This window comes from Vannielia litorea (assembly GCF_018424695.1).
GTDB classification, from domain to species: Bacteria; Pseudomonadota; Alphaproteobacteria; order Rhodobacterales; family Rhodobacteraceae; genus Vannielia; species Vannielia litorea_A.
On the sequence record NZ_QTNQ01000004.1, the window covers coordinates 88,121 to 114,135 of the forward strand.

General features: G+C 63.9%; 26 protein-coding genes and 1 pseudogene. 19 read left to right on the plus strand and 8 right to left on the minus strand.

Annotated elements, in window-relative coordinates; genetic code table 11:
- Positions 1 to 157: 157 nt before the first annotated feature.
- From DYI42_RS02910 to DYI42_RS02925, 4 genes are all read left to right on the plus strand, one after another.
- The gene (locus DYI42_RS02910) at positions 158 to 1,123 is read left to right on the plus strand and encodes a Bug family tripartite tricarboxylate transporter substrate binding protein (RefSeq protein WP_213544418.1); all 966 of its coding nucleotides are present in this window, start codon (positions 158 to 160) and stop codon (positions 1,121 to 1,123) included.
- A 92-nt stretch (positions 1,124 to 1,215) separates the two neighbouring features.
- Positions 1,216 to 1,680, plus strand: a complete 465-nt coding sequence (locus DYI42_RS02915) for a tripartite tricarboxylate transporter TctB family protein (RefSeq protein ID WP_213544419.1) — start codon at positions 1,216 to 1,218, stop codon at positions 1,678 to 1,680.
- 10 nt (positions 1,681 to 1,690) lie between these two features.
- The gene (locus DYI42_RS02920) at positions 1,691 to 3,199 is read left to right on the plus strand and encodes a tripartite tricarboxylate transporter permease (RefSeq protein ID WP_213544420.1); all 1,509 of its coding nucleotides are present in this window, start codon (positions 1,691 to 1,693) and stop codon (positions 3,197 to 3,199) included.
- Positions 3,200 to 3,256: 57 nt separating this feature from the next.
- Entirely contained in the window at positions 3,257 to 3,988 is a 732-nt protein-coding gene (locus DYI42_RS02925; protein WP_213544421.1) for a GntR family transcriptional regulator, read from the plus strand.
- Here the strand turns inward: DYI42_RS02925 and DYI42_RS02930 are convergent.
- Both DYI42_RS02930 and DYI42_RS02935 read right to left on the minus strand, forming a co-directional pair.
- Entirely contained in the window at positions 3,985 to 4,761 is a 777-nt protein-coding gene (locus DYI42_RS02930) for an enoyl-CoA hydratase (RefSeq protein WP_213544422.1), read from the minus strand. The two genes, DYI42_RS02925 and DYI42_RS02930, sit on opposite strands and share 4 nt — an antisense overlap.
- Complete coding sequence (locus tag DYI42_RS02935) at positions 4,758 to 5,972, minus strand: CaiB/BaiF CoA transferase family protein (protein ID WP_213544423.1); 1,215 nt, start codon at positions 5,970 to 5,972, stop codon at positions 4,758 to 4,760. Before DYI42_RS02935 ends, DYI42_RS02930 begins: the two co-directional genes overlap by 4 nt.
- Before the next feature lie 164 nt (positions 5,973 to 6,136).
- On the opposite strand from DYI42_RS02935, the gene DYI42_RS02940 reads away from it, so the two are divergent.
- The 7 genes from DYI42_RS02940 (at position 6,137) to DYI42_RS02970 (ending at position 12,226) form a co-directional block, all read left to right on the plus strand.
- On the plus strand, positions 6,137 to 6,826 hold the full coding sequence (locus tag DYI42_RS02940) for a GntR family transcriptional regulator (protein WP_213544424.1): 690 nt from the start codon (positions 6,137 to 6,139) through the stop codon (positions 6,824 to 6,826).
- A 176-nt stretch (positions 6,827 to 7,002) separates the two neighbouring features.
- The gene (locus DYI42_RS02945; RefSeq protein WP_213544425.1) at positions 7,003 to 7,998 is read left to right on the plus strand and encodes a TRAP transporter substrate-binding protein; all 996 of its coding nucleotides are present in this window, start codon (positions 7,003 to 7,005) and stop codon (positions 7,996 to 7,998) included.
- 75 nt (positions 7,999 to 8,073) lie between these two features.
- Positions 8,074 to 8,649 carry a TRAP transporter small permease gene (locus tag DYI42_RS02950; RefSeq protein WP_213544426.1) on the plus strand — a complete coding sequence of 192 codons (576 nt, stop codon included), beginning with the start codon at positions 8,074 to 8,076 and terminating at the stop codon, positions 8,647 to 8,649.
- Positions 8,650 to 8,686: 37 nt separating this feature from the next.
- Positions 8,687 to 9,961 (plus strand): TRAP transporter large permease, encoded by a 1,275-nt coding sequence (locus DYI42_RS02955; protein ID WP_213544427.1) that lies wholly within the window; start codon positions 8,687 to 8,689, stop codon positions 9,959 to 9,961.
- A gap of 20 nt (positions 9,962 to 9,981) precedes the next feature.
- A complete protein-coding gene (gene rpiB, locus DYI42_RS02960) occupies positions 9,982 to 10,434 on the plus strand; it encodes a ribose 5-phosphate isomerase B (RefSeq protein ID WP_213544428.1) in 453 nt (150 codons plus the stop codon).
- A 5-nt stretch (positions 10,435 to 10,439) separates the two neighbouring features.
- Entirely contained in the window at positions 10,440 to 11,339 is a 900-nt protein-coding gene (locus tag DYI42_RS02965) for an amidohydrolase family protein (RefSeq protein ID WP_213544429.1), read from the plus strand.
- Positions 11,336 to 12,226: an NAD(P)-dependent oxidoreductase gene (locus DYI42_RS02970; RefSeq protein WP_213544430.1), complete on the plus strand. Its 891-nt coding sequence runs from the start codon at positions 11,336 to 11,338 to the stop codon at positions 12,224 to 12,226. The genes DYI42_RS02965 and DYI42_RS02970 overlap by 4 nt, the downstream gene beginning before the upstream one ends.
- Positions 12,227 to 12,266: 40 nt before the next feature.
- Here the strand turns inward: DYI42_RS02970 and DYI42_RS02975 are convergent, their stop codons facing one another.
- Together DYI42_RS02975 and DYI42_RS02980 are read right to left on the minus strand one after the other, a co-directional pair.
- Positions 12,267 to 13,385: an iron-containing alcohol dehydrogenase gene (locus tag DYI42_RS02975; RefSeq protein ID WP_213544431.1), complete on the minus strand. Its 1,119-nt coding sequence runs from the start codon at positions 13,383 to 13,385 to the stop codon at positions 12,267 to 12,269.
- Positions 13,386 to 13,433: 48 nt separating this feature from the next.
- Positions 13,434 to 14,537 (minus strand): mandelate racemase/muconate lactonizing enzyme family protein, encoded by a 1,104-nt coding sequence (locus tag DYI42_RS02980; RefSeq protein ID WP_213544432.1) that lies wholly within the window; start codon positions 14,535 to 14,537, stop codon positions 13,434 to 13,436.
- Between the two features lie 260 nt (positions 14,538 to 14,797).
- On the opposite strand from DYI42_RS02980, the gene DYI42_RS02985 reads away from it, so the two are divergent.
- Entirely contained in the window at positions 14,798 to 16,309 is a 1,512-nt protein-coding gene (locus tag DYI42_RS02985) for an aldehyde dehydrogenase (NADP(+)) (protein WP_213544433.1), read from the plus strand.
- Between the two features lie 221 nt (positions 16,310 to 16,530).
- Positions 16,531 to 17,643 carry a zinc-binding dehydrogenase gene (locus DYI42_RS02990; RefSeq protein WP_213544434.1) on the plus strand — a complete coding sequence of 371 codons (1,113 nt, stop codon included), beginning with the start codon at positions 16,531 to 16,533 and terminating at the stop codon, positions 17,641 to 17,643.
- Positions 17,644 to 17,735: 92 nt separating this feature from the next.
- On the opposite strand, the gene DYI42_RS02995 is transcribed toward DYI42_RS02990, so the two are convergent.
- Genes DYI42_RS02995 through DYI42_RS03005 form a run of 3 tightly spaced genes read right to left on the minus strand, consistent with a single transcriptional unit; the run spans position 17,736 to position 19,702 of the window.
- Positions 17,736 to 18,398, minus strand: coding sequence for a DsbA family oxidoreductase (locus DYI42_RS02995; protein ID WP_244867451.1), 663 nt, complete (start codon positions 18,396 to 18,398; stop codon positions 17,736 to 17,738).
- 4 nt (positions 18,399 to 18,402) lie between these two features.
- Positions 18,403 to 19,107 carry a glutathione S-transferase family protein gene (locus DYI42_RS03000; protein ID WP_213544436.1) on the minus strand — a complete coding sequence of 235 codons (705 nt, stop codon included), beginning with the start codon at positions 19,105 to 19,107 and terminating at the stop codon, positions 18,403 to 18,405.
- Positions 19,094 to 19,702 carry an NAD(P)H-dependent oxidoreductase gene (locus DYI42_RS03005; protein WP_213544437.1) on the minus strand — a complete coding sequence of 203 codons (609 nt, stop codon included), beginning with the start codon at positions 19,700 to 19,702 and terminating at the stop codon, positions 19,094 to 19,096. Before DYI42_RS03005 ends, DYI42_RS03000 begins: the two co-directional genes overlap by 14 nt.
- A gap of 131 nt (positions 19,703 to 19,833) precedes the next feature.
- Here DYI42_RS03005 and DYI42_RS03010 point away from each other — a divergent pair, with 131 nt between their 5' ends.
- Complete coding sequence (locus tag DYI42_RS03010) at positions 19,834 to 20,205, plus strand: winged helix-turn-helix transcriptional regulator (protein ID WP_213544438.1); 372 nt, start codon at positions 19,834 to 19,836, stop codon at positions 20,203 to 20,205.
- Between the two features lie 3 nt (positions 20,206 to 20,208).
- Here the strand turns inward: DYI42_RS03010 and DYI42_RS03015 are convergent, their stop codons facing one another.
- Complete coding sequence (locus DYI42_RS03015) at positions 20,209 to 21,231, minus strand: nuclear transport factor 2 family protein (protein ID WP_213544439.1); 1,023 nt, start codon at positions 21,229 to 21,231, stop codon at positions 20,209 to 20,211.
- A 98-nt stretch (positions 21,232 to 21,329) separates the two neighbouring features.
- Here DYI42_RS03015 and DYI42_RS03020 point away from each other — a divergent pair, with 98 nt between their 5' ends.
- From DYI42_RS03020 to DYI42_RS03040, 5 genes and pseudogenes are all read left to right on the plus strand, one after another.
- On the plus strand, positions 21,330 to 22,379 hold the full coding sequence (locus DYI42_RS03020; RefSeq protein ID WP_213544440.1) for an ABC transporter ATP-binding protein: 1,050 nt from the start codon (positions 21,330 to 21,332) through the stop codon (positions 22,377 to 22,379).
- Positions 22,380 to 22,443: 64 nt separating this feature from the next.
- Positions 22,444 to 23,700 (plus strand): ABC transporter substrate-binding protein, encoded by a 1,257-nt coding sequence (locus DYI42_RS03025; RefSeq protein WP_213544441.1) that lies wholly within the window; start codon positions 22,444 to 22,446, stop codon positions 23,698 to 23,700.
- Positions 23,701 to 23,771: 71 nt separating this feature from the next.
- A complete protein-coding gene (locus DYI42_RS03030) occupies positions 23,772 to 24,806 on the plus strand; it encodes a carbohydrate ABC transporter permease (protein ID WP_213544442.1) in 1,035 nt (344 codons plus the stop codon).
- Positions 24,807 to 24,816: 10 nt separating this feature from the next.
- Complete coding sequence (locus DYI42_RS03035) at positions 24,817 to 25,698, plus strand: carbohydrate ABC transporter permease (protein WP_213544443.1); 882 nt, start codon at positions 24,817 to 24,819, stop codon at positions 25,696 to 25,698.
- A pseudogene (locus DYI42_RS03040) lies at positions 25,695 to 26,015 on the plus strand (ester cyclase); the annotation flags it as partial. The gene DYI42_RS03035 and the pseudogene DYI42_RS03040, both read left to right, overlap by 4 nt.

Genomic DNA, 26,015 nt, shown 5'->3' on the forward strand with positions numbered 1-26,015 from the left:
TCAGTTTGTCACGTCTTTTTGGCATGCCATAATGTGCGTTCAAAAGGTACATTGCTGAAAAAACTAAGTTTATTTAGATTGACCTGATCGTTAATGCGAAAATATGGTATGCAAAACCGGCAGAGCCCCTGTTCGGTCTCAAGCAAGGGAGGAAAGCTTGAAACACTTCAAAACGCTCTTCGCGGCATCCGTCGCACTGATGATGGGCACTCAGGCGCACGCGTGGGAGCCTGAGGGCACCGTTGAATTCGTGGTGCCTTACAGCGCCGGTGGCGGGAGCGATGTGAACGCCCGCCTGCTTGTCGAAGCCTGGCGGAAGCATGACATCGTGGATGCCAACGTCGTCGTACTGAACAAGTCCGGCGGCTCCGGCGCAGTGGGTAACACCTACACCTTCAGCAAAGATGGCGACCCAAACACAATCCAGACCTATGTGTCCGGCCAGATGATGAGCTCGATCTCCAACAACGCGGCGGTCAAGCTCGAGCACCTCACGCCACTCGGCACCCTAACCCTCGACACGCTGCTGCTCGTGACCCGCAGTGCAGATGACTACGCCAATTTCGCGGCGCTCGTCGAGGACGCCGCCAAGGAGCCCAACAGCGTCACCATCGGCGGCGTGTCGCGCGGCAGCGAGGATCATCTCGTTTTCACCATGCTGAACGACAGCGTCGATGCCGAGCTGCAATACGTGCCCTTCGACGGCGGCGGTGATGTTCTGTCGGCGCTTCTCGGCGGTCACGTGGATGCAGCGATCTTCAACCCCAGCGAAATCGGACAGCAGGTCGAGGCCGGTCGTGCGCATCCCCTCGGCGCCTTCTCCGAAGAGCGCCTCGCCGCGCCATTTGAAGCCACCGAAACCTTCGGCGAGATGGGCTATGCCGATGTGGCCATCAGCCTGTTCCGCGGCTACGTCGGCCCGCCCAACATGCCTGCAGAAGCCGTCGCCTATTGGGAGAACGCCTTGAAAGAGGCCTATGAAACCGAGACCTGGCAGCAAGAATACATTGCCGACAAGGGCTTGATCGGGCGCTTCATCGGCGCTGCCGACAGCGCAGAATTCTATGCCCGCGAGGCAGAGAAGTATCAGCGCCTCCTCGAGGCCGTGGGCTTCGTCAACTGACCCCTGAGGCGGGCGGCAAGCCAACCATTGCCGCCCGCCAAAAAACCGCCCGTCGTTGCAACGGGCGCTGACCATTTTCCAGGAGACAGATCGTGTCGACTTCCGACGAACCGCGCGCACCGCGGCCTCTCTTCGTGTCCGCCGTGGCTCTCGCCTGCCTCTGCTTCGGGGCCCTCTTCTTCGGGTTCGGCGTGTTCAAATACGGCTTCTGGATGGACCGTGGCCCCGGTGCCGGTTTCTTCCCGGCCGTATTCGGCGCGGGTACAACGCTGCTTGCCGCCTTCGAGCTGATGCGCCCCGGCCAGATCAAGGGCCGGGTCCAGCTCAGAAACCACGTGCCGATCATCGCCATGCTCGCCGCAATCCTTTGCATCCCGCTCATAGGGATGATCCCCGCCATGGCGCTGTTCGTGCTGGGATGGCTGAAGCTGGTCGAGGGCGCGCCATGGCTGCGCTCGCTGCTGGTCGCCGCGGTAACGGCTGTGCTGACCACGCTGATCTTCGACATGTGGCTGCGGGTGCAATTCCCGCCGAGCCTTCTTGACAAACTCCTCTGAGGGTCCCGACATGGACACGCTGATTGCACTACAAAACGGCTTCGCCACCTCCCTGTCCCTCGGAAACCTGAGTGCGGCTCTTATCGGGGCGGCCTTGGGCATCATCGTAGGCGCCATTCCGGGGCTGGGCTCGGTGACCGGTATCGCCCTCCTGCTGCCGCTCACCTTCGGGATGGACCCGACCACTGCAGTCATCCTGCTGGCGGCGCTCTACTACGGGTGCATGTTCGGCGGCGCCTACAGTGCCATTCTGCTGAACATCCCAGGTGACGCCCCGGCGGTGATGACCGCGCTCGATGGCTACCCGATGGCCAAGCGCGGCGAGGGCGGGCAGGCGCTCTTCGCGGCCAATCTCGCCTCTTTCATCGGTGGCACGGTGGGGATCATCGCGCTCTCTTTCATGGGGCCGCTGCTCGCCGAGATCGGGCTGATGTTCGGCCCGCCCGAAACCGCAGCACTCATCCTGCTGGCCCTTTGCTCGATCGGCTGGATGCTGGGCGACAACGTGGCCAAGGGGCTGATCGCAACAATGCTGGGCATCCTGCTGGCGGTCGTGGGTATCGGCTCTACCTTCGGGCACGCGCGCTTCACGGGCGGCTCAATGCACCTGCTCAACGGGGTGTCCTTCATTCCACTTGTCATAGGCATGTTCGGCTTCAGCCAGCTGCTTGAGATGATGACAGATCGTCCGAAGCAGGGTGAGGGGCCCAAGCAAATCCCGCTGCGAGAGTCGATCCCGGGTCGTAAGCAGGTGGCGCGCCTCGTGCCGCTCAGCCTGCGCTCGGGCCTGATTGGCACCTTTGTCGGAATCCTGCCGGGGGCAGGGGCCACAACCGGCGCCTTTCTCTCCTACGTCTTCCAGCGCAAGATTGGCCGCAACGGCGACCAGATGGGCACGGGCGTAGTCGAGGGCGTGGCGGCTTCGGAGGCGGGCAACAACGGTGCCGCCGCCGGCTCCTTCGCGCCGCTCCTGTCGCTCGGCATTCCGGGCTCGGGGACGTCGGCAGTGCTTCTCGGTGGCCTGATGATGTGGGGCCTTCAACCGGGCCCACTGCTCTTTACCACCCGGCCGGATTTTGTCTGGGGGCTGATCTCGTCGATGTATATCGGCACAGTCATGGCAGTGATCGCCGCGATGCTGATCATCCCATTCCTGATGCAGATCCTGCGCATTCCGATCTCGGTGCTGATCCCGGTCATCGCCACTGTCTGCGTGTTCGGGGCCTATAGCGTTAACGGCAGCATGTTCGATGTCTGGCTCATGCTGACCGTTGGCATCGCCGCCTATTACCTCAAGGTGGCCGAATACCCCATCGCACCCCTTGTGCTCGCATTCGTGCTCACCCCGAGGCTCGAAAGCAGCATCCGCCGTTCGTTCGATATCTCAAACGGCGATCCGTGGATTTTTCTTTCAAGCCCGATTAGCGTTACGCTAATTTCGGTGATCTGCGCCCTGGTTGTAATGGGCGTCGCCGGTGCGGTGGCGAGTCGGGTCAGAGTTCGCACCGCCAGAACGTAAGATTGGCCGGTCGGCTCCCTGCGCGGGGGCGCAGGCCTCAGGGGGTGCCGCAACAGGATGGAAGAGAACGGGACGAGTGAAGCCGCGGAAACCGGCACCGTGACCGCGGCGCAGCCGGCAGCCACCGAGGAGCACAAGGCCGCCGTGGTGGCGGCCAAGCTCCGGGAGATGATCATCACCAACCGCTTCGCGCCCGGAAGCCCGGTGCGCGAACGTGCGCTGGCCGAGGAGCTACAGGTTTCCCGCACCCCGCTTCGTGAGGCGCTGAAGATTCTCGCCAATGAAGGGCTCCTCGTGCTCAATCCCCGGCGCGGCGCCACCGTCGCAGTGCTGGACGACGACGAAGTGCGCGAGTTGCTCCAATTGCTGGGCGGTCTTGAGGCTTTTGCCAGCCGCCTGGCCTGCGAAAACATCACGGATGCGACGCTGCGCGAGTTGCAGGCCCTTCACCACGAGATGATCGCCGCTTATTGGCGCAGTGACCGGATCACCTACTTCCATCTGAACCAGAAAATTCACCTCACGCTGGTGCGCAGCGCCGGCAATTCGGTACTCGAAGAACATTACCGCATGGTGAACGCGCGGCTCTACCGCGTGCGATACGAGTTGAACCTCAAGACCAACCGCTGGGGAGATGCGATCCGCGACCATGAGGTCATCATGGAGGCGCTGGAGGCGCGGGATGGTGCGCGCCTTGCCACGGTCCTTGAGGACCACGTGCTCAAGGCCTTCGACCGGTTGCGTCGGGGCGAAGTCGGCCCCGACGCAGAAGAAACCGCCGAGAGCTAGCTGCCTGTCCAGTCAGGTTTGCGCTTCTCGCCGAAGGCCCGGATGCCCTCCCGAAAATCCTTGCTGCCGTAGCAAGAGGAGATGAGGTCGTCGATATCGGGCAGGCTTCCCTGCGTCAGGCGGCCAAGCGCCGCCTTGCTGGCCGCCATCGAGAGCGGCGCGCCGGAGCAGAGCTTCGCCACGAGCTTTTCTGCCGCCTCGTCGATCTCACCTTCCGTCACGATCCGCGCCAAAAAGCCGGTGCCGGCAAGCTCCTCGGCGGTCAGCAACTCCGCCAGCAGCAACATGCGCTTTGCGATGGCATCGCCCAATGCGCCCGACATGCGGGCATAGTTTCGGATCGACAGGCAGTTGCCCAGCGTCCGGGCGATCGGCACCCCAAACCGAGTGCCCGCTGTTGCGATCCTCAGGTCGCAGCCTCCTGCAATGTTGAGCCCACCCCCAATCGCCAGCCCGTCGATCACCGCAAGGGTCGGGGCAGGGATAGCGGCGAAGGTGTCGAGGATGCGATCCATCTTGCGTTCGTAGGCAATGCCGTCTTCACCGCTCTCGAACTCGGCAAACTGCGCAATGTCGGACCCGGCCACAAAGGCCCGCCCGCCGACGCCCCGCAGCACGACCGCACGCAACCCTGCGGTGTCTGCCAGCTTCTGGCTGATCTCCTCGAACTCGCCATACATCTTCCATGTCATGGCATTCATCGCCTCGGGCCGATCAAACCAGATGCGGGCAACCGGGCCATCCAGCTCCAGCCGGACCTCGCCCGCACTCATCCGAAGGCTCCTTCCGCGCGCAGCTTGGCGGCATCGAACCCGAGTTCGTCCGCAAGTTCGTCGGTGTGCTGGCCCAGAAGCGGCGGTGCATAGCGGACCTGCTGCGGCGTGCCGCGCAGCTTTACCGGAAAGCCGAGCGCGTTCATCTCACCCTCGGTCGGATGCTCGATCTTCATGATCATGTCCCGTGCCTTCGTGTGATCCGCTTCGAAGACCTGGCCGAAATCGTTGATGGGCCCGGCAGGCACGCCTCTTTCGAGAAAAGCGTCGACCCAGTCCGTGGCCGTCCGTTCGATGAAGACAGGGGCCAGCGTATCAACCAATGCATGGCGGTTGGCCACGCGGTCCTTGTTGGTCACGAAGCGTGGGTCTTCGTGGATGTCAGGCCGTTCGATCACTTCGCAGAACAGGTCCCAGAGCTTCTGGTTGGCGGCGCCCACCACGAACATGCCGTCGCTCGCGGTGAACGCCTGGTAGGGGGCGCTCATCCGGTTGGCGGTGCCCAGCGGCTTGGGGGATTGCCCCGTCGCCCAGAACTCGGTGGTCTCCCAGATCGAGAGCGACAAGGCCGCCTCGAACAGCGAAGCATCCACATATTGCCCCTTGCCAGTTACGCCGCGGCCAATGACAGCGCTGAGAATGCCATAAAGGCAGAACAATCCAGCCCCCAGGTCGCCAACCGACACGCCAGACTTCACAGGGCCGGTGTCGGGATGCCCCATCGCGCTCATGACACCCGACATGGCCTGTGCGATCAGGTCAAAGCCCGGTCGTTGAGACCAAGGCCCGGTCTGCCCGAAGCCGGAGATGCTGGCATAGACCAGCTTGGGGTTCAGGGCGGAGAGTGTGTCATAGTCAATTCCCAAACGCTGGGTCACTCCGGGGCGATAATTCTCCACCACCACATCGGCGGTCTTGACCAGTTCGAGCAGCATCTTCTTGCCGCCATCTGTCTTCAGGTCGAGCGTGACTGAGCGCTTATTGCGGTTCAGCGCCAGAAAGCCCGGGCTGTCGGTGCCCTTCATTCGAAAGCCCATCGAGGCGCGGGTCTGGTCCCCCTTGGGTGGTTCGATCTTGATGACGTCGGCGCCCATGTCTCCCAGCATCATGCAGCAGAAAGGCCCGGCCATGACCTGCGTCAGGTCGATGATTCGAAGCCCCGCGAGCGGAAGGGGGGTGCTTCCGGTCTGGTCTTGTATTGAGGTGGTCATCTTGCGCGTGCTGCCTCCCTGCCATCACATGTCGCTTCAACTTGGCATTCTTGTATGCAAGATTTGTCTGAGGTCAACCGCTGCGGTATTCCTGTCGCCGGAAAGATTGCCGTGGCGGCATGAAATCAGTAGGTCGGTTCAACCTGTGCGGAGGAAAAGGTGTCATGGCCAAGCTACCCGAGAATGCAGAGGCGAACCGCCGCAAGGGCGCGCTGCATGTGGCGACCACGCAGAAGCTGCGCGACATGATCGTGTCGGGCGAGCTGGCGCCGGGCGAACGGCTTCGCGAATCGCACTATTGCCAGCTCTTCGGTGTGTCGCGCACACCGTTCCGCGAGGCGGTGAAGGGGCTGGCGGCCGAGGGGCTCATCGAACTTTCCCCTAACAAATCCCCGGTCGTCGCCAAGTTGAGCGCTGAGGATCTGGAGCATATCTACGTGGTCGTCGCCGCGCTCGAAGCCACGGCGGGCGAGATTGCCTGCACTTTGATGACACAGGGAGAGTTCGCTGAAGTCGTTGACCTGCATAGCAAAATGCTTGAGGCTTATGAGCACGGCGACCGCAGCGAGTACCTGGCGATCAACCACTTGATCCATCGTCGTGTCGTAGAGTTCGCTCGCAATCCGGTGCTGCTGGCGAGCTGGGAGGTGTTGGTGCCGCGCGTGGAGCGGGCGCGTGCCGTTGCCAACCTTGACCGCAAGCGTTGGCTTGCCGCGGTGTCGGAACACTCCCGCATGCTGGCGGCGCTTGGCGCCCGCGATGGGGCCAAGCTGGCGCAGATGACGCGCGAGCACTTCATGAACGGCCTATCCTTTTCTCAGCGCCATGCGCGGGAGCAGATGGCGCAGGAGTGAAGGTCTGTTTGGCGGGCTGAGTTCCCTGCACTGAAGGCGTTACTTCTCCAGTCAAGCCAGATTTCTTTCGCTTCGCCTATTGACGATCAAAAATCTTGCATACAAGAATGCGCATCAGAGGCGACCAAGGGAGGCGTCTCCCTGGCTCGGCCAGACAATCAATTGGGAGGAATACCATGAAGCTCAGTTCCATCCGGCTGGCGTCTGCGGCGCTCGCCGTCACGGCTGCACTCGCCGCGTCCACCGCTGGCGCACAAAGTCTGCGTTACGCTCACGTCGGTTCCGAAGGTGACATCCAGCACTGGTTCGCCGCCGAAACGGCGACCCGCATTCCAGAGGCCACCGGCGGCGATGTCACCGTCACCGTGTTCCCCAACTCGCAACTCGGCGGCGTCCAGGAAACCATCGACGGCGTCCGTTCCGGCTCGATTACTATGGCGCACCACGAGTTCGCCTCGCTGGCGCAGCTGGTTGAAGATATCGCCGTGTTCAACGCCCCGTTCATCTACCGCGACGGCGAGCACGCGTTGAAGGCCACCGATCCGCGCACTTCGCCGGTGCTTCAGGCATTCAACGAACAGCTGATCGAGAACGGCAACATGCGTGTCATCGGCCGCCTGTTCCGCGGCGCCCGCCAGATGACCGCCAAGATGCCGGTCTACTCGCCCGCCGATCTCGAGGGGCAGCCGTTCCGCGGCGTGCCGCTCCAGCTCTGGACGACGATGATCAAGGGCTTCGGTGCCATCCCGACGCCAGTCGAGGTGAGTGAGCTGCCAACGGCTCTTATGACCGGCATGGTCGTGGGGCAGGAAAACCCGCTCACCATGATCAACGCCAACAAGCTCTACGAAGTGCAGAGCCATGTCATGCTGACCGGCCACATGCAGAACGTGCTGCCCGTCTTCATCAACGAGGATGCATGGCAGTCGATCTCCGAAGAGAACCGGGAGAAGGTTTTGGATGCGCTCGACGAGCTGGCCTATGAAACTCTCGCGACGGCCCAGCAGGCCGAGCAGGATCTGGTGGGTGAGCTGACCGAAAAGGGCATGACCTTCATCACAGCCGAAGACGGTCTCAAGCTTGACGAGTTCCGTGCCGGCGTGGTTGCACAAGTGAACGAGGATTTCCCGACCTGGGCGCCCTACATCGAACAGATCGCCGCGATCGAGTGATCCCCAGCGGGGAGGGGGAGCCCGCTCTCCCTCCCCCAAAGTTCCAAACCCAAGTCCGACGGAGAGGCATGCCCTGTGTCGCATGATCCCGAAGCCGGAGCGCAAGCCGCCGCGCTCCCGACCAACGCCCTTCTGGCCGACCGCATCCTGAACCCGGTGCGCAAGATCCTGCGGTTGGCGGGGCTCGTGATCCTGGCCGTCATGATCGCAACGCCAATGGCACAGGTCATCATGCGGCAGTTTTTCAGCATCCCGCTGATCGGGGCTGACGAGCTCTCGCGCTTCATGCTCATCAGTGTCGTGATGCTGACCATTCCCTATACGGTCTCCTCCGGTGCAAGCGTCCGAATGGAGGAAGTCCAGCACGTGTTCCCCGAATGGGTGCAGCGCGCTCTGCGGGTGATGATCGCACTACTGGGCCTAGCCGCCTTCACCTTCGCCTCTTGGTCGGTGCTGACCGCGACGCTGAAAAACCTGAACAACGCGACGCCCACGCTGGGCATCCCCTACTACATCTTCTTTTCGGCCACGGCGGTCGGCTTCTTCTGCGCCGCGCTGGAGTTTGCACTGCTGGCCTGGAAAGCGCTCATGGGGCTGCCGATGTACGTGACATTCGCCGCCGAGCAACCCACCGAGGAGCTCTCGCTGTGAGCCCCTGTTTCCAGACTGCAAATCTTCGAGGTCCGACGTGGGCTACCTGATCCTCGCCGTGTTCGCCGGCATGTTCCTGATGGGCTTTCCCATCGTCCTGTCCATTCTCGTGCCATCGGCGCTCTACATCGCGCTCAATGGCTTCCCGATCGAGCTGATCGGCCAGCGGATGACCTACGCGCTCGACAGCTTTCCTCTTGTCGCGGTGCCTGTCTTTATCTTCGTCGGCAACCTGATGAATCAGGCCGGCGTCACGGCCCGCATCTTCCGCTTCGCCGATACGTTGGTGGGCCGGGTGCCGGGCGGGCTGGCGCAGGTCAACATCTTCTCCAGCCTTATCTTTTCCGGCATGAGCGGCGCGGCGCTGGCCGATGTGGGCGGCCTCGGCAAGATCGAGATCAAGGCGATGGCCGAGCGCGGCTTTTCGCGTTCCTTCGCGGGCGCTGTCACCGCCTCATCTGCTGTTGTCGGCCCGATCTTTCCGCCGTCGATCCCGCTCATCATCTACGGCTCGGTCACCGGCGTCTCTATCGTGCAGCTCCTGCTGGCCGGCATCATCCCGGCGATCGTTTGCGTGCTGATGCTGATGATCGCCACGGTCATCATCGCCTATCGAAAGAACCTGCCCCGCGCCGAACGCTGGGCGCGCCCCTCCGAGATCCAAGCCGCTCTGTGGCCCGCAATCCCGGCGCTGCTCACGCCTGTGTTGTTGGTGGGCGGCATGCTTCTGGGCTGGTTCACACCCACCGAAGCAGCCTCCGTCACCGTGTTCTACGTGATCTTCATCAGCAGCATCGTTTACCGCGAGCTGACGATCGGCCACATCCTTTATGCCGCCTACGAGACCATCAAGAGCACCGCCGCGATCCTCATCATCGTCTCGGCCGCCGCGCTCTTCGGCTGGATTCTTGCCATCGAGCAGATCCCGCAGAGCTTTGCCGCCACGCTCACCTCGATCTCGCAGGATCCGGTGATGCTGCTGATGATCGTCAACCTGATCCTGCTGATCGCCGGCATGTTCCTCGACAGCACGACGGCCACGCTGCTCATCATCCCCATCATCGCCGGCCCGTTGCACGCGGCAGGTGTCGATCCGGTGCACCTTGGTATCGTGGCGATCTTCAACCTGATGCTGGGGCTGGTGACGCCGCCGATGGGGCTCTCACTCTTCCTCATCACTGATATTGCCCAAGTGTCGATGCGTGCGATCCTGAAGGCGATGATGCCCTTCTACATCCCGCTCGTCGCAACACTTCTTCTGCTCACCCTTGTGCCGGAACTGTCGCTGTTCCTGCCCAAGATGATCCGTTAACACCCGAAAAGGAGACTGCCATGAAACTTGTCGTCGGATCCGATCATGCGGGCTTTCCGCTCAAGGCCTCGGTTGTCGAGTACCTTCAAGAACTCGGTCACGAAATCACCGATGTCGGCTCCTACAATCCCGCACCCGTGGATTTTCCGGTAATCTCCGGCAAGGTCTGCGATGCGGTGCTCGATGGTTCGGCCGATCGTGGACTGCTCATCTGCGGCACCGGCGTGGGCGCGGTGATCGCGGCCAACAAACGTGCCGGCATCCGCGCCTCCATCGGGCACGATGTGCACTGCGCCCACCAAGGCGTCGAACATGACGATGTGAACGTGATGTGCATCGGCGCCCAGATCGTCGGCCCTTGGCTGGCGCGTGATCTGGTCAAGGCCTATGTCGAAGCCGAGTTCGACGCGACCGACGACCATGTGCGCCGGGTGGAAATGCTTCACGAGCTTGACCGCACCCGCGGAGCCTGAGGGCAATGCAGATCATCGACGCCCACCACCACATCTGGGACCCGACGCAAAATTACCATCCCTGGCTGTGTGATGACGCGCCGATCCCCTTCCGCTACGGTGATTATTCCGCTCTGAGGCGTCCTTACCTGCCTGCGGATTACCGGGCCGACGCCGGAAAGTATGAGGTTGCCGGCTCGGTCTACGTCGAAACCGAGTATGACCCGGCAGACCCGTTGGGCGAGGTGGAGTGGATCACCGCCATCAGCCGTGACTCGGGCTTGCCGACGGTCGTGGTGGCGCAGGCCTGGCTCGACCGGGCGGGCCGTGAAGAGGTGCTGGCAGCCCACGGCGCACATCCGCTGGTGCGCGGCATCCGCCACAAACCAGCCTCCGCCGCAACGGCGGAGAAGGCCGCGCGCGGAGCGCCCGGTTCGATGGACGATCCGGCCTGGCGCGAGGGCTACGCGCTGCTTGCGCCCAATGGCCTGTCGTTCGACCTGCAGACGCCGTGGTGGCACCTCGATGCCGCCGCCGACCTTGCCCGTGACTTTCCCGAAACCCAGATCATACTCAATCACACCGGCCTGCCCGCTGACCGGGCGCCAGAGCCGCTCGCCCGCTGGCGGGAGGCTCTGCAACGCATGGCTGAGCACCCCAATGTCGCGCTCAAGATCTCCGGCCTCGGGCTGCCTGGTCAGCCCTGGCGAGTGGACGACAACCGCAACATCGTTCTGACCGCCATCGAGGCCTTCTCGTCCGAGCGCGTCATGTTCGCTTCCAACTTTCCCGTCGACTCCCTCGTCGCCAGCTTCGAGACCATATTCGACGGGTTCGCCGAGATCACCTCGGGCTTTTCCGAAGACGAGCGGGCGGCAATGTTCCGCGACAACGCCCGCCGCATCTACCGCATGGAGTACGTATGACTGCACATGCCAACCTTCCCCGGATCGGCTTTGTCGGGCTGGGCATCATGGGTGCACCGATGGTCCGCCGCCTGCTGTCGCAGGGCTTTCAGGTCACCGTCTGGAACCTCGAGCCAGAGCGTGCCTCCGAGGTCGTGCCTAATGGCGCGATCTGGGGCGAGAGCCCCGCAGCTGTGCGCGAGGCTAGCGACATCCTCGCCATGTGCGTGCTTCACGCAGAGGCTGTCCGCAACTGTTGCTTCGGGCCAAAGGGATTCGACAAGGCCAGCGGCGGCGCGGAGCTGATCGTGGATTTCTCCACTGTCGCCCGTGATCTGACGCTGGAGATCGCCTCCCGCATGGAAGGGGAGGGCGTGGCCTGGGTCGACGCGCCCGTCTCCGGAGGCCCGGACCCGGCGGAGGCCGGCACCCTCACCGCGATGATCGGTGGCGCCCCGGCAGACGTGGAGCGCGCCGCCCCTGTGCTGGGAGCCCTGACGCGCGCCGCCACGCATCTCGGTCCGCTCGGGGCAGGGCAGGTGGCCAAGACTCTTAATCAGGCCATCGTCGGCACCAACTACGTCCTCATGGCAGAGGTCATCACGCTGGCGCGCCGCGCCGGGATCGACCCCGCCTTGCTCCCGGATGCTCTCGCGGGCGGCCTGGCCGACAGCCAGATTCTCCAGCGCACCTACAAGCAGATGGCATCGGATGATTTCGATCCACCCAAGGCCTATGCCCGCCAGCTATCCAAAGACATGAAGGCGCTGGCAGACTTCGTGGTGGAGCAGGGTGGGGGAATGCCGCTGATCGACCGCGCGGTCGAAACCTACGTGAGCTACGCCGAAGACGGCAACGCCATGTCGGATGCGGCGGCCATCAGCGCCTACTATAGCAAAAAGGCCTGAGGTTTCCCGGGCGGCGCAGTAGCGCCGCCCGGAGCAGTCTTCAGGCAGCCTCTTCGAGTAGCGCCAGATAGTCGGCATGGGTCAGCGGCACCGGGTTCGTGGCCGCCGAGTGATCCTTCAGCGCCGCATCGGCCACGTCCTGCCACTGGCTGTCATCGAAGCCGATCTCGCCGAGGGTCTTCGGCAGGTTCAGGCGGGCGCAGAGCGCCGCGAAATGGCCCGCCACATCTCCGCCGACGATCCCGAGCCGCGCGCTGATCTCCGCATATTTGTCAGCGGCCGCCGCCGCGTTGCGCCGCAGGACCGGCGCCAGAAGAATGCCATTCAGCGTGCCGTGGTGCGGGTTGATGTCCTTGTAGGCGCCAAGCGGATGCGAGAGCGCGTGGATCGCCCCCAGCCCCTTCTGAAAGCACAGACCGCCCTGCAGTGACGCCATCATCATGCCGCTCCGTGCCTCGGCATCTTCCGGGTTGGTCACCGCGCGCTCGATGTGGGTGACGGCGCGCTGCAACCCGTCGAGGGCGATGGCGTCGGCCACCGGGTTGTCGCGCGGGCTGAGATAAGTCTCGACGCAGTGGCTGATCGCATCGATGCCGGTGGCGGCGGTCAGCCCGGCAGGCAACCCGTAGGTCAGCTCCGGGTCGCAGAGGGCCAGTCGCGGAATGAGATGTGGAGAGATGAGGCCCACCTTACGCCCGTCCGCCAGCGTCATCAGCGCGGCACGGCCTACCTCGCTGCCGGTGCCGGAGGTGGTCGGGATCGCAATGATCGGCACAATCGGGTTGATCCGCGCAATACCTCCTTCGATGGCAGCATAGGTTGCCAGCGCCCCTTCGTGGGTCACAAGCAGGCCGACCGCCTTGGCAAGGTCGATGGGGGAGCCGCCGCCCATCGCAATGATGCTGTCGCAGCCCTCGGCGCGAAACTGCGTCGCAGCCTCGCGCGCGGCCTCCTCCGTCGGGTTGCCAGGCGTGCCGTCGAACACAGGCAACGGCTCGGAAAGCGCGGCGTTCAGCCGATCCAGCAAGCCGGCAGCTACAATGCCCTTGTCGGTCACGATCAGCGGCCGCTTTGCCCCAATGCCCGCGCGCAACTCGTCAATCCGGTTCAGCTCACCTGCGCCGAATTCAATCTGGGTGAGATAGTTGATAGTGGCCAAATCCCGGCCCTCCCTATGTTTTCTTGATTGTTCTTGCAGCCCGTGAGCTTAAGCGAGCTTGTATTTCTCTGCCGCCTCGGGGTTGATCTCCAGCCCTAGGCCCGGCACCGTGGGTGGCTCGAGGTAGACCCCGTCGGCCTCGACCCGTTCCGAAATTCTCGGACCGCTAAAGAGCATCGTCTGGATGCCCAGCAGGGCGTTGTCCAATTTGAAGTATTCCAGCCACTTCACGCTTTGCAGCCCGCATGCGAGATGAATGTGTATCGGCTGAAGGTTCCACGGCGAGACGACGCGTCCATGGGCCACGGCATGATCGTGGATCCGCATCCACTCGGTGATCCCGCCGCAGATGGCCGCGTTGGGTTGGGCGATATCGATGCCGCCGTACTCGATCAAGGCTTGGTATTCGTGGAGCGAGGTATGCTGCTCTCCGCCGGCGATATGCACGTCACCGGCCCGGACCCGCACTGCGCGGTAGCCGGCAAAGTCCTCTGGCTGCACCGGCTCCTCCAGCCAGTAGATATTGTGCCGTTCCCATTTGCGGAGCTGCTGTAGCGCCGTGTCCACGTCCCAGGTTCCGTTCACATCGACCATCAGCAGAACGTCCTCCCCGATTGCCTCGCGCACGGCGGCGACCCGGGCATCGGCCTCTTGGATGGTCACATGGCTGCGCGCACCTCGGATCTTTAAAGCGCGGTGGCCGTCGGCTACGTAGGAGGCTGCCCGCTCGGCCAGCTCGGCGGGCGGCATGTGGTGGGCACAGTTGATGTAGGTCGGCACTTTGTCGCGCTGTCCGCCTACAAGCTCTGAAAGCGTGCAGTTGGCGGCTTTGGCACGCAGATCCCAGATCGCGAAGTCGAGCGCTGAGATGCAGACCCGCACGATGCCTTCGCCGCCCCGGCGCGGGATCGTCCGGAACATGCGCTCCCAGAGGTCACGGTGCAGCATGGCGTTGGCGCCGATGATCTGAGGGGCAAGCACATTTGCGATCAGATCGCGAAAGATGTGCCCCACGCCACGTGGCGCGCTGGCAAAGCCCGTGCCGACCAGCCCGCTCTCGGTTTCAAGCTCCACCACCACGACCTCGCCGATGTAGGCATCCCCCGCTTCGCCCCCATAGGCCGACACTTTGGCGTTCACGATCTTCAGCATTCCATGGGGTCTCCCTTGCGCGGGCAAACTGCCCTGATTTGATTTTGGCATACCATAATTTCCGAACCTTCCGAACTTCAATAGGCAATATAGCGCAATAAATCACTGAAATATCATGGATCTGTCTTGTGTGTGGAGTTTTGGCATGCCAAATAATCCAAAATCAGGAATCACGAGGCACGCCCACGCTCGTCACGCCAGAGCGGTTTCCCGATCCGCCGAAGTGGCTCGCAAGGCCTGAAACAAGGAGGACTACTCACATGCTGACTGGCAAACATCTGATCGCAGGCAACTGGGTTACGGCGAGTGAGGTTTTTTCCTCAGAGCCGGCCCATGGCGCCGCACGCGAGTTCTGTGTCGGCACGCCCGATCTGGTGAACAAGGCCTGCGAAGCCGCTGAAGAAGCCTTCTGGACCTACGGCTATTCCTCCCGCGAAACCCGCGCCAAGTTTCTCGAAACCATCGCCGACGAGATCGAGGCGCGCGGTGACGAGATCACCGAGATCGGCACCTCCGAGACCGGTCTGCCCGAGGCCCGCCTGCAAGGCGAGCGTGGCCGCACCACCGGCCAGCTCCGCCTCTTCGCGTCGCATATCCGCGACGGCGGCTATCTCGACGTGCGCCATGACGAGGCGCTGCCCGACCGTGCGCCGCTGCCCCGGCCCGACCTGAAGATGGTCCAGCGCCCGATCGGCCCTGTCGCCGTCTTCGGCGCCTCCAACTTCCCGCTCGCCTTCTCCACCGCCGGCGGCGACACCGCCGCCGCGCTGGCCGCGGGCTGCCCGGTCGTGGTCAAAGGCCACTCGGCACACCCCGGCACCGGCGAGATCGTGGCCCAGGCCATCGACGCCGCGATCCAGAAGTGCGGCATCCATCCCGGCGTGTTCTCCCTGATCCAGGGCGGCAAGCGTGACGTGGGCACCACCCTCGTCGAGCATCCGCTGATCAAGGCCGTGGGCTTCACCGGCTCCCTCGGCGGGGGCCGCGCGCTCTTCAACCTCTGCGCCGCCCGCCCCGAGCCGATCCCCTTCTTCGGTGAGCTCGGCTCCGTGAACCCCATGTTCGTGCTCCCCGAGGCCGCCAAGGCACGCGGTGCCGCAATGGGCGAAGGCTGGGCCGGATCGCTGACCATGGGCGCAGGCCAGTTCTGCACCAACCCCGGCATCGCCGTGGTCGAGAAGGGCGCCGATGGCGATGCCTTCGTCTCCGCCGCCAAGGAGGCGCTCTCCAAGGCCGCCCCGCAGACCATGCTCACCGACGGCATCGCCAAGGCCTATCAAGACGGCAAGGCCCGGTTCGATGGCCGCAACGCCGTGCAGCCGCTGCTGACCAACGCCGACGAGGGCCGCAATGCCAGCCCCAACCTCTATGAAACCGACGCCGAGGCCTACCTGCAGGACCATGCGCTCGGCGAGGAGGTCTTCGGACCCCTCGGGCTGGTTGTACGGGTGAATGGTAAAGAAGAGATGGAGACGCTTGCGAAAGGCTTCGAAGGCCAGCTCACCGCCACCATCCACATGGATGAGGGTGACACCGAGCGCGCCAAATCCCTCATGCCGATCCTCGAGCGCAAGGCCGGCCGCATCCTGGTGAACGGCTTCCCCACCGGCGTCGAAGTGGCCGACACCATGGTCCACGGCGGCCCCTACCCGGCGTCGACGAACTTCGGCGCAACCTCCGTCGGCACCCTCTCGATCCGCCGCTTCCTGCGCCCGGTCTGCTACCAGAACATGCCCGACGCCATCCTCCCCGAGGACCTCGCAGGCGCATGACCAAGGCGGTTTCGGATATAGGTCATGTCTTGATCGACATTCCCCTATAGTGATCCGAGGCGCGCGAGCCCCTCTGACTATTTGCGCGCCTCGGCAGCCATTCGCCAGCCACACCCAACGCATTTCCCCATCCGCCACCCTTCTGCGCCCCCGATGGGTGACATTCCACGCCTCTGGCCTACATCGCCGCCTGACCTGACATCGCAGAAAGGAGGGCCAGCATGGCCACCACTGGAAAACAGCTGTTCACCACGCTCGAGGCCGACGGCAGGCTGACTGTCGCCATTGAAGACGTGTCGTTCGACGACCCGACCGGAAACCAGGTGCTGGTGCGGATGGAAGCCGCGCCGATCAACCCGTCAGACCTCGCCATTCTTGTCGGTGGCGCCGATATGGAGACCGCGGAGTTCACGCCCGGCAGGTTCGTGGCCCGGATGCCCGAGGCCGTCAACGCGGCCTCAAAGGCGCGCCACGGGCTGAAGCTCCCTGCCGGGAACGAGGGCGCCGGCACGGTTGTTGCCGCTGGCGAGAGTGATACCGCGCAAGCGCTGATCGGTCAGCGTGTGTCCTGCGTGCCGGGCAACGCCTACAGCCAGTATTGCCTTGCCGATTCGGCCATGTGCCTGCCCCTGGGCGACCATACCGCCGAGGAGGGCGCCAGCGCCTTCGTAAACCCGATGACCGCGCTCGGCTTCGTCGAGAATGCCAAGGCAGACGGGCAGTCCGCCATCCTCCACACCGTTGGCGCCTCGAACCTCGGCCAGATGCTGACCCGCATCTGCCAGGAGGACGGTATCGATCTGGTGAACATCGTGCGCAAGCCCGATCAGGTGGACCTGCTGAAGGGGCTCGGCACGAGCCACGTGGTGAACTCCTCGGACGATGATTTCTTCGCCCAACTGACCTCGGCCATCAGCGAAACCGGCGCCTTCTACGGCTTCGACCCGGTCGGCGGTGGCAAACTGGTCGATACCGCCTTCCGCGTGATGGAGCAGGTCGCAAAGGAAAAGATGACCGAATACTCGCGCTATGGCTCCAACCAGCCCAAACGCATGTTCATCTACGGTCGGTTGGACACCAGCCCGACCATCCTGACGCCTAGCTACGGCTTCGGGTGGACCCTCTCTGGCTGGCTGCTGTTCCCCTTCCTTCAGTCGGTCGGGGCGGAGGTCATGGGGCGGATGCGCCAACGCGTGCGCGACAACCTCACCACCACCTTCGCCAGCAGCTACAAGGCGCGTGTCACGCTGGAGGAGATGCTGACCAAGGATGCCGTTCTCGACTACCGCGCCATGCGCACGGGCGAGAAGTATCTCGTCACCCCCTGGGGCTGACCGCCGGGGCAGGGGGCGCCGCCGCATACGGGGCGGCGCCACACCGGATCACTGCAAGTCGAGCACGCGAGCCAGCACCCCTCGCTACCGCATCAGCCCGCGCGCTCTGCCGCCTCCGTCTCGAGGCAATGCTGCAAGATCCGCGCGTAGTTCTCCTCGCCCTGCGCCCCGGTCACGAGATGCTGCCGCGCGAAGATCATTGCGGGCACGCCGGAGATCCCGCGCTCTGTCCAGAACCGTTGCTTCTGCCGCACGGTCCCGGCCAACTCGCCGCTCTCCAACATCGCCAGCGCACCGGCACGGTCCAGCCCGACCTCCTCGGCCACGTCGCCCAGCACCGCGAGCGCGTTCACGTCTTCGCGCCGGGTGAAGAAGGCCCGAAAGAGGGCCTGCTTGGTCTCGTGCTGGCGGCCCAGACCTGCGGCCCAGTCGATCAACTGGTGGGCGCGGAAGGTGTTCACCATCCGGCTGTCGTCGGCATAGTTGAACTCGAAGCCGAGCGATGCGCCAAGCTCGGTCAGCCGTTGCCGGGCCTCGCGCGACCCTTCCGGCGTGGTGCCGTATTTGGCCGCGAGATGTTCACGCAGGTTCTCGCCTTCCTCCGCCATGCCCGGGTTCAGCTCGAACGGGTGCCAATGCACCTCGATGGCGATGCCGCTCTGCTCGGAGGCACGCGCCAGCTGATGGTAGCCGATCACGCACCACGGGCAGACGACGTCAGAGACGATATCCACGCGGATGGGGATGTTGCTCATGGTGTCACTCCTTGAACCGCGCCGCATTGGCGCTCGCGGCGGCGTCTATATCGCCCTTGCCAAAGGCCGCAGGCCGGGGCTCGGGCAGTTGCAGGGCTTCCTGTACGCGGGGCATGGCATCGATCCGCTCGAACCAGCGGTTCAGATGCGGCAGGCCCTCCACGCTGACGGTCGCCCAGAAGTATGTGCGCGCCCAGGGGTAGGTGGCAATGTCGGCGATGGTCATCTCATTACCCACCAGCCAGTCACGGCCCTTCAGGCGGGTGTCGAGCACCTCCAGCAGGCGACGGCTCTCGCTGACGTAGCGATTGATCGCATAGGGCACCTCCTCGCCGTTGGGCTTGGCGATCCGCTGAAAGAACATCGCCTGCCCCATCATCGGGCCAATGCCGCCCATCTGGAACATGACCCATTGCAGGGTCTCCGAGCGCAGCTTCGGATCGTCCGGCAGGAAGCGCCCGTATTTCTCGGCAAGATACCACAGGATCGCCCCGCTCTCGAAAACGGCGAAGTCATCGTTGCCACGGTCGACGATGGTGGGGATGCGGCCATTGGGGTTGAGCTCGAGATACCACGGCTCCTTCTGCTCCTTCTTTCCAAAGTCGATGGGCCGCAGCTCGTAGTCGATTTCGGCTTCATGGAGGAAGATCAGCGGCTTCCAGCCATTCATCGTGTTGGCGGTGTAGAGCAGGATATCAGGCTGCGGCATGGGCGGCCTCGCGGAACTGGGTGTCGAGCAGAGCATCGAAACGGGCAAAGTCGGCTTCGATCTCGGGATTCTTCATCACGTCGAAGGCGGCAAAGGTGGGCAGGGGGTTCATGCCGAAGAACCGCGCATTGAGGTGCAGCGGGCGCAGCAGGTCGTCGACCGACATGCCCTGAAAGAACGGCTCGTCAGGGGTGTCAAAGGCCTCACGCGGGGCGTTGAAGGTGGCCGACAGCATGTAGCGCTTGCCCGTCAGCGTGCCGCCGGTGCCGTAGTTGGCCGTGGGAGCCTCCTTGGTGCGGCCGTCCCCGGCGCAAAGGCGCCCGTCCATCCCGGCGGTATAGACCTCGTCCATGTATTTCTTGAACGACCAGGGCGCGCCCATCCAGTTCACCGGAAATTGCATCAGCACCACGTCGGCCCATTGGTGGCGCGCCACCTCCGTTTCCACATCGTAACCCTCGGCAACGGTGGTGAGCCGCACCTCATGGCCCATACCTTCAAGCCGGGTGCGGGCGCGCTCGGCAAGGGCGGCGTTGAGCCCGCCGGGGGAGAAGGCATAGGGCTGTGCGCCGTTGAGAATGAGGATATTGGTCATGTCAGCTGTCCTTGTTTGCAAAGCCTGTGCCGCTTGACTCACGGCGGGTTCAGGGCAAATTGTGAAGTCAGAGAACCAAAATCAACCAGTATACTTTTTGTAACCTATAAATCAGCCGAGGCAGGTGGCAGATGGACGCGACAGTACAGCAAGACGCCAAGGGGCGGCGGGTGGTGGCAAATGCCTGTGTTGAGCCCTGCCCGATAGAGCGCGGCATGCGGATCATCGGCGGCAAGTGGACAGGGTCGATCCTCTGGCACCTCAAAGACGGGCCAGTGCGGTTCAACGACCTGTCCCGCATGATCGGCGGCGCCTCGAAAAAGATGATCTCCGAGCGCCTCCGCCAGCTCGAGGCGCAGGGGCTGGTGACCCGGCAGGTCATGGAAACCGCGCCTGTCTCGGTGCACTACGAGGTCACCGACCTCGGCCGCACTGCACTGGGTTTTCTCGATTCCCTGCGAGAATGGACCGAGAGCCTCCCCGCCGGGCTGGAGCCTGCCTGACAGTCAGCTGCGCGGCACGGTTTCCATCCGGGCGAGAATGTCGACGCCCAGCGTTTTCCAGAAGTGCAGCAGGTCGATGAAGATCCAGTTCTCCGCCAGCTTGTCGCCGTCCCGGCGGTAGATATCGATCACGCGCATCTCGCCGGGCCGGTCGCATCCTGGCATCCCCATGAACCCGCCGGTGGGAACAGCCGTAAAGTTGGGCCAGCCGAAGAAGCCGCCGTAGTTGCCCTCTGCCAGCCTGGCGAGGTGCTTGGTCTTCGAGCGGTCCTTGAACCCGGCGCGAAACGGCCCTGAGTGCTGCTTGGCATAGCGCTCGATCGTGTAGGTCGCGCCAATCCCTGCAGGGCCCCACCAGATCATGTCGTCATGCCATGTGCGGGCCAGTTCCTCTTCCAGCGGCAGGCCAAGCTGCCATGTGCCGAGGTCGCCGATCATCGCATTGATCGCTGCAAGAGTGGCACGGCCTTCCTCCTCCGGGCGGTCCTCGAAGAGCAATCCATCATGGGTGATCGGGCCGGGCTGAACCAGATGCGCCGCGGTCTGCGGCGGAAAAGGTTGCAAGCCAGCCTGCATCATCAGGTGCGGAATGTCGAAATACATCGCGGTTCCCACGATGTGGCCAGCCTCGACCCGGTTGAACTCGCAGTAGCGCAGGAAGGCCATCTTGCCGGTGGGGGCAATGCCAAGCCACGGCTGGTCGAAGAGGCCCATGAGGTGCCCCATCGAGACAACCCATGTCGAGCCGAAGCCGTCCATCTCGTTCTTGCCGGCAAAAAAGATGTCCTCCCGGCGCTGCATCCGCGTGAGCGACCGGCGCAGCGGCTGCCAGAATTTTTCTGCAACTTCGGCAGGGCCGGTCAGCTCGCCAAACGGATGAAACCCGCGCCAGAGCGAGTCGGGTGCCATGTGCTGCGCGGCGACCTTGCTGATTCGCTCGGGCGCGGCGGCATCGAGGGCCTTGTAGAACGCCCGCACGACTTGCTTTTCTTCCTTGAAACTCACGGCTTTCTCCGAAATTTGCATACGCTTGCAAAAAAGGCTTGCCCAAACGGCAGGCTCCTGTCTAGGGTTTTTGCAATCGTATGCAATCTCGCATCGCGAGGCCACATGGGGGAGCCGGAATGGCCGAGATCCAGCTGAACAACGTGTCCAAGAAATGGGGCAGTTTCGTTGGCGTCAAAGACTTCAACCTGACCATCCCGGACCGTGAGTTTCTGGTTCTTCTGGGCCCGTCCGGCTGCGGCAAGACCACCACCATGCGGATGATCGCGGGCCTCGAAGACCCGTCCGCCGGCGAGATCAAGATCGGCGACCGCGTGGTCAACGATCTTGAGCCAAAGGACCGTGACGTGGCGATGGTGTTCCAGAGCTATGCGCTCTACCCCAACCTCAACGTCTACGAGAACATCCGCTTTCCGCTCAAGGTGCGCGGCATTGACCCTGCAACCCATGACGAGAAAGTGCGGCGCGCCTCGGCGATGGTGGAGCTTGACGAGTTCCTGCACCGCAAGCCCGCCGAGCTTTCGGGCGGGCAGCGGCAGCGCGTGGCGCTGGCCCGGGCCATCGTCCGCGAGCCCAACGTCTTCCTGATGGACGAGCCGCTCTCGAACCTCGACGCCAAGCTGCGGGTCTCGACCCGCGCGCAGATCAAGAACCTCAGCCACGAGCTTTCCGTCACCACCATCTACGTGACCCACGACCAGATCGAGGCCATGACCCTGGCCGACCGCGTGGTGGTGATGGAAAAGGGCATCGTCCAGCAGGTGGGCAGCCCCACCGAGATCTATGACAACCCGGCCAACACCTTCGTCGCCAGCTTCATAGGATCGCCCGCGATGAATCTGATCGAGGGCAGCCTCTCGGGCGGGCGGTTCACCGCACCCAACGCTGACATCCCGGGTCTCACCGGCCCCGATGGCAAGGTCACGCTCGGCTTCCGCGCGGAGGACGCACAGGTGGTCGAGAGCGGCGGGCAGATCAACGCGCCGATCTACACCCTCGAGCTTCTGGGCGATGCCACGATGGTCACCGTCCGCATCGGCAAGACCTTGGTGTCCGTGCGCGCCGACAAGTCTTTCCGAGCCGAGATCGACGATCCGGTCTCCATCGCGGTGCCTTCCACCGCCTGCCACCTCTTCGATGGCCAGACCGGCCAGCGTCTCGGGGCCTGAGGCCCTCATCATCAGGGGCCGCCACCCAAAGACGCGGCTCGTAGCAACAGTCTGGGAGAGAGACATGTTCCTGAAGAAGATAGCCATTACCGGGGCCGTGGCTGGCCTGATGGGTTCGGCGGCCTTTGCAGAAGGCCACGGTGCCATGTGCGGGCCCGAAGGCCAGTCGATCCGCATCCTCGCCAGCGATTTCCCGGCGATCCATGCCGTGGTCGATCAGGGCGAGGCCAATTGCGGCACGGCGGCGAGCGAGTTTGCCCGCAACCACACCACCGAGGCGCGCCAGATCATGAACGCCGCCCTCACGCCCAACCCGGCCGAGTACACCTCGGTCATCCTCGCTAACTCGACCCTCACCCAGCTGATGAACGACGACCTCGTGCGCCCGCTGAACGACCTCGTCGAGAAGTACAGTGACAACGTGAAGCCGAACCAGCTCATCACCATCGGTGGTGACGTGATGGCCGTGGCCTTCATGGCCAATGCGCAGCACCTCTTCGTTCGGCAGGACATTCTCGAGCAGGCCGGCGTGACCAAAGTTCCTGAAACCTACGACGAACTGCTGGCTGCCGCCGAGGCCATTCGCGCCGCCGGGATCATGGAGCATCCGCTGGTGATGAACATGCAGGTTGGCTGGAACATCGGTGAAAGCTTCAACCTCGTGTTCCTTGCCCATGGCGGCGAGTTCTTCAAGCCCGGCACCGCCGAGCCCACAGTCAACAGCGAGGCCGGTGTCGCCGCGCTGGAAACCCTCAAAAAACTGGTCGAATACGCCCACCCCGACTATCTGACTCAGGCCTCCAACGAGACCCAGGGCCTGTGGGAGGCCGGTCAGGCCGCGCTCGGCATCATGTGGGGCTCGCGCGGCGCTGCCATTCTCGATGATGAGGGCTCCACCCCCGAGGTGACCGGCAACACCGTGCTCGCCAAGGCCCCCTCGGTTGAGCCCGGCGGCATCCCCGGCGCCACGCTCTGGTGGGATGGCATCACCATCTCCCGCAACGTCTCCGACGAGGAGGCCGAGGCCACCTTCGCGGCGCTCGTCTCCGGCATGACCCCCGAAATGGTGGCCGCCAACAACGATGATGCCGTCTGGCTGCTCGATGGCTTCACCCCCGGCCCGGCCGCCGCTGGTGTCGCCGCCACCGCGCAGGGCGGGGCCAAGCCCTACCCGATGATCCCGCAGATCGGGATCATGCACAACGCGCTGGGCAACGAGCTGGTCGACTTCCTGAAGGGCGCCGAAAGCGCCGAGCAGGCACTGGCCGATGTCGAGGCGGCCTACACCACCGCCGCCAAGGAAGCGGGCTTCCTCCAGTAAGTCTCTCCCCAGGGGAGGGGCCGGCTCCAGCGGCCCCTCCCACCTTTTCCACGCAGCCGGAGCGCGCGCCGATGAAAAACCGTACCTTCTTCTGGTTCATCCTGCCGACGCTCTCGGCGATGGTCCTCTTCATCGCCCTGCCGATCGTCTCGGTCTTCATCCAGTCGCTTCACATCGAGCACGAACAGGTGCTCGTGGTCTCCGAAAGCTGCGGCCCCTTCGGCTGCTCCGAGACAACCGCCGTCGATGCCGCCGCCACCGAGGCCCTGCGCGAGGCGCAGCCGCTCGGGCGCTTCAACGGGCTGAAGACCTATACCAACCGCTCCCACCTCGCCTTTGCCGAGGTGGCGGAAGCGTGGCGCACCACCGATGGCTTCCTCGCCTTCCTGAACCGCATGTTCAACCTGCCGTTCTACAAGGCGCTCCTCTTCACCATGGCCTACACCGCCATCGTCACCCCCTGCGTGCTGGTGCTGGGCCTCGCCGTGGCGACAGGCGTGAACAACCTGCCCAAGCTGCTGAAGGGTCCCACCATCTTCTTCTCGCTGCTGCCGATGATCGTGACCCCTCTGGTCGGCGCGCTGATCCTGTTCTGGATGGTCGATGGCGACGGGATCATCGGCAACTCGCTGCAATCGCTCTTCGACGACCCCTCGCTCAGCCTCAAGGCCTCGCCCGCGCTGACCTGGATGATGCTCATGGTCTATGGCGTCTGGCACTCGCTGCCCTTCAGCTTCATCGTCTTCTACGCCGGGCTCCAGACCCAGCCGAAAGACACGATGGAGGCCGCCATGATCGACGGCGCCACCACCTGGCAGCGCATGCGCTACGTCACGATCCCGCACCTGATGCCGCTGGTCACCTTCGTCACCCTGATCCAGCTGATGGATAACTTCCGGGTCTTCGAGCCGGTGGTCAGCTTCCAGGCCCAGGCCCATGCGCCGACGCTGTCGTGGATCATCTACAACGACCTGCGCGAAAGCGGAAACCCGCTCTACGGCTCCGCCGGGGCGACCTCGATGATGACCATCATCGGCGTGGCGATCCTTCTGATGCCGGTGCTGATCCGCACATGGCGCGACTACACCCGCAAAGCAGCCCACTGAGGAGACGACCATGAGCACACAGGCCCTCTCCCGCACCACGCCGCTGAAGATCATCTCGCTGGCCCTCGTCGCCGCATGGCTGGTCATCGCCGCCTTCCCGTTCTTCTGGACCCTCTGGGGCAGCTTCAAGGTGCAGGCCGACTTCTTCTCGAAGGCCGACTGGACCAACGCACTCACCGGCGCCGAAACCATCCGCGAGACTGGTGCGGCCTTCACCACCCGCGGCTACTACGGCGCATGGGTGCAAGAGGAATTCTGGCGCCCGGTCCTGAACACGCTGATCGTGGTGTTCTTCACCGTCATCATCTCGCTTACCTTCGGCACGCTGGGCGGCTACGCTCTGGCGCGTTCCGGAAAACGCTACGCCTTCTGGATCCTGATGGCCGCGCTGGTCTTCCGCGCCATGCCGCACATCACGCTGGTCTCGGGCTACCTGCTGCCGTTCTTCGAGTGGAACGTCTGGGGCATCCTGCCCACCACCATCATCGTGCTCGTGGCCATCAACCAGCCCTTCACGCTCTGGATGCTGCACAGCTTCTTCCTGAACATCCCTAAGGACATGGACGAGAGCGCCATGGTCGACGGATGCACCCGGTTCCAGGCCTTCCGGCACGTGATCATCCCGGTCATGTGGCCCGGCGTCATCACCACCGGGCTGTTCAGCTTTCTGTTGGCCTACAACGACTTCGCGGTCACCTCGATGCTGCTGTCGTCGGAGAATGAAACCATGATCCCGGCCATCGCCAGCTTCCTCGGCACCACTCAGGTGGAGGGCAACGTGATGTTCGCCGTCGCCGCCGTGGTCTCGGCCACCGCGCCGCTCTTCCTGCTGGTGATGTTCTTCCAGCGCCAGATCGTCAGCGGCTTGACCGCAGGGGCGGTGAAAGGGTGAGCCTGCACGACGACAACAAGGCGCTGCTTGCGCCCCTGCGCCGGGCCCTGCGCTCGGGCGAAGGGGCGGCGGTGCGCGCCGCACTCATCGCGGCTTTCGCACCCGATGCGCAGATCCGGCTGGGCCATCCTCACGGGCAGATCGTGGGGCCGGAGGCGCTGTGGGAGGAGGTCTATGCCCCGCTCATGGCGGCAATGCCCGACATGGAGCGCACCGAGTTCATCATGATGGCCGGGCCGCGCTGGGGCGCGGGCAAAAGCGGCAACTGGGTCGGCCTTGGCGGCAATGTCGTCGGCACCCTGCGCGCGCCCTGGCTC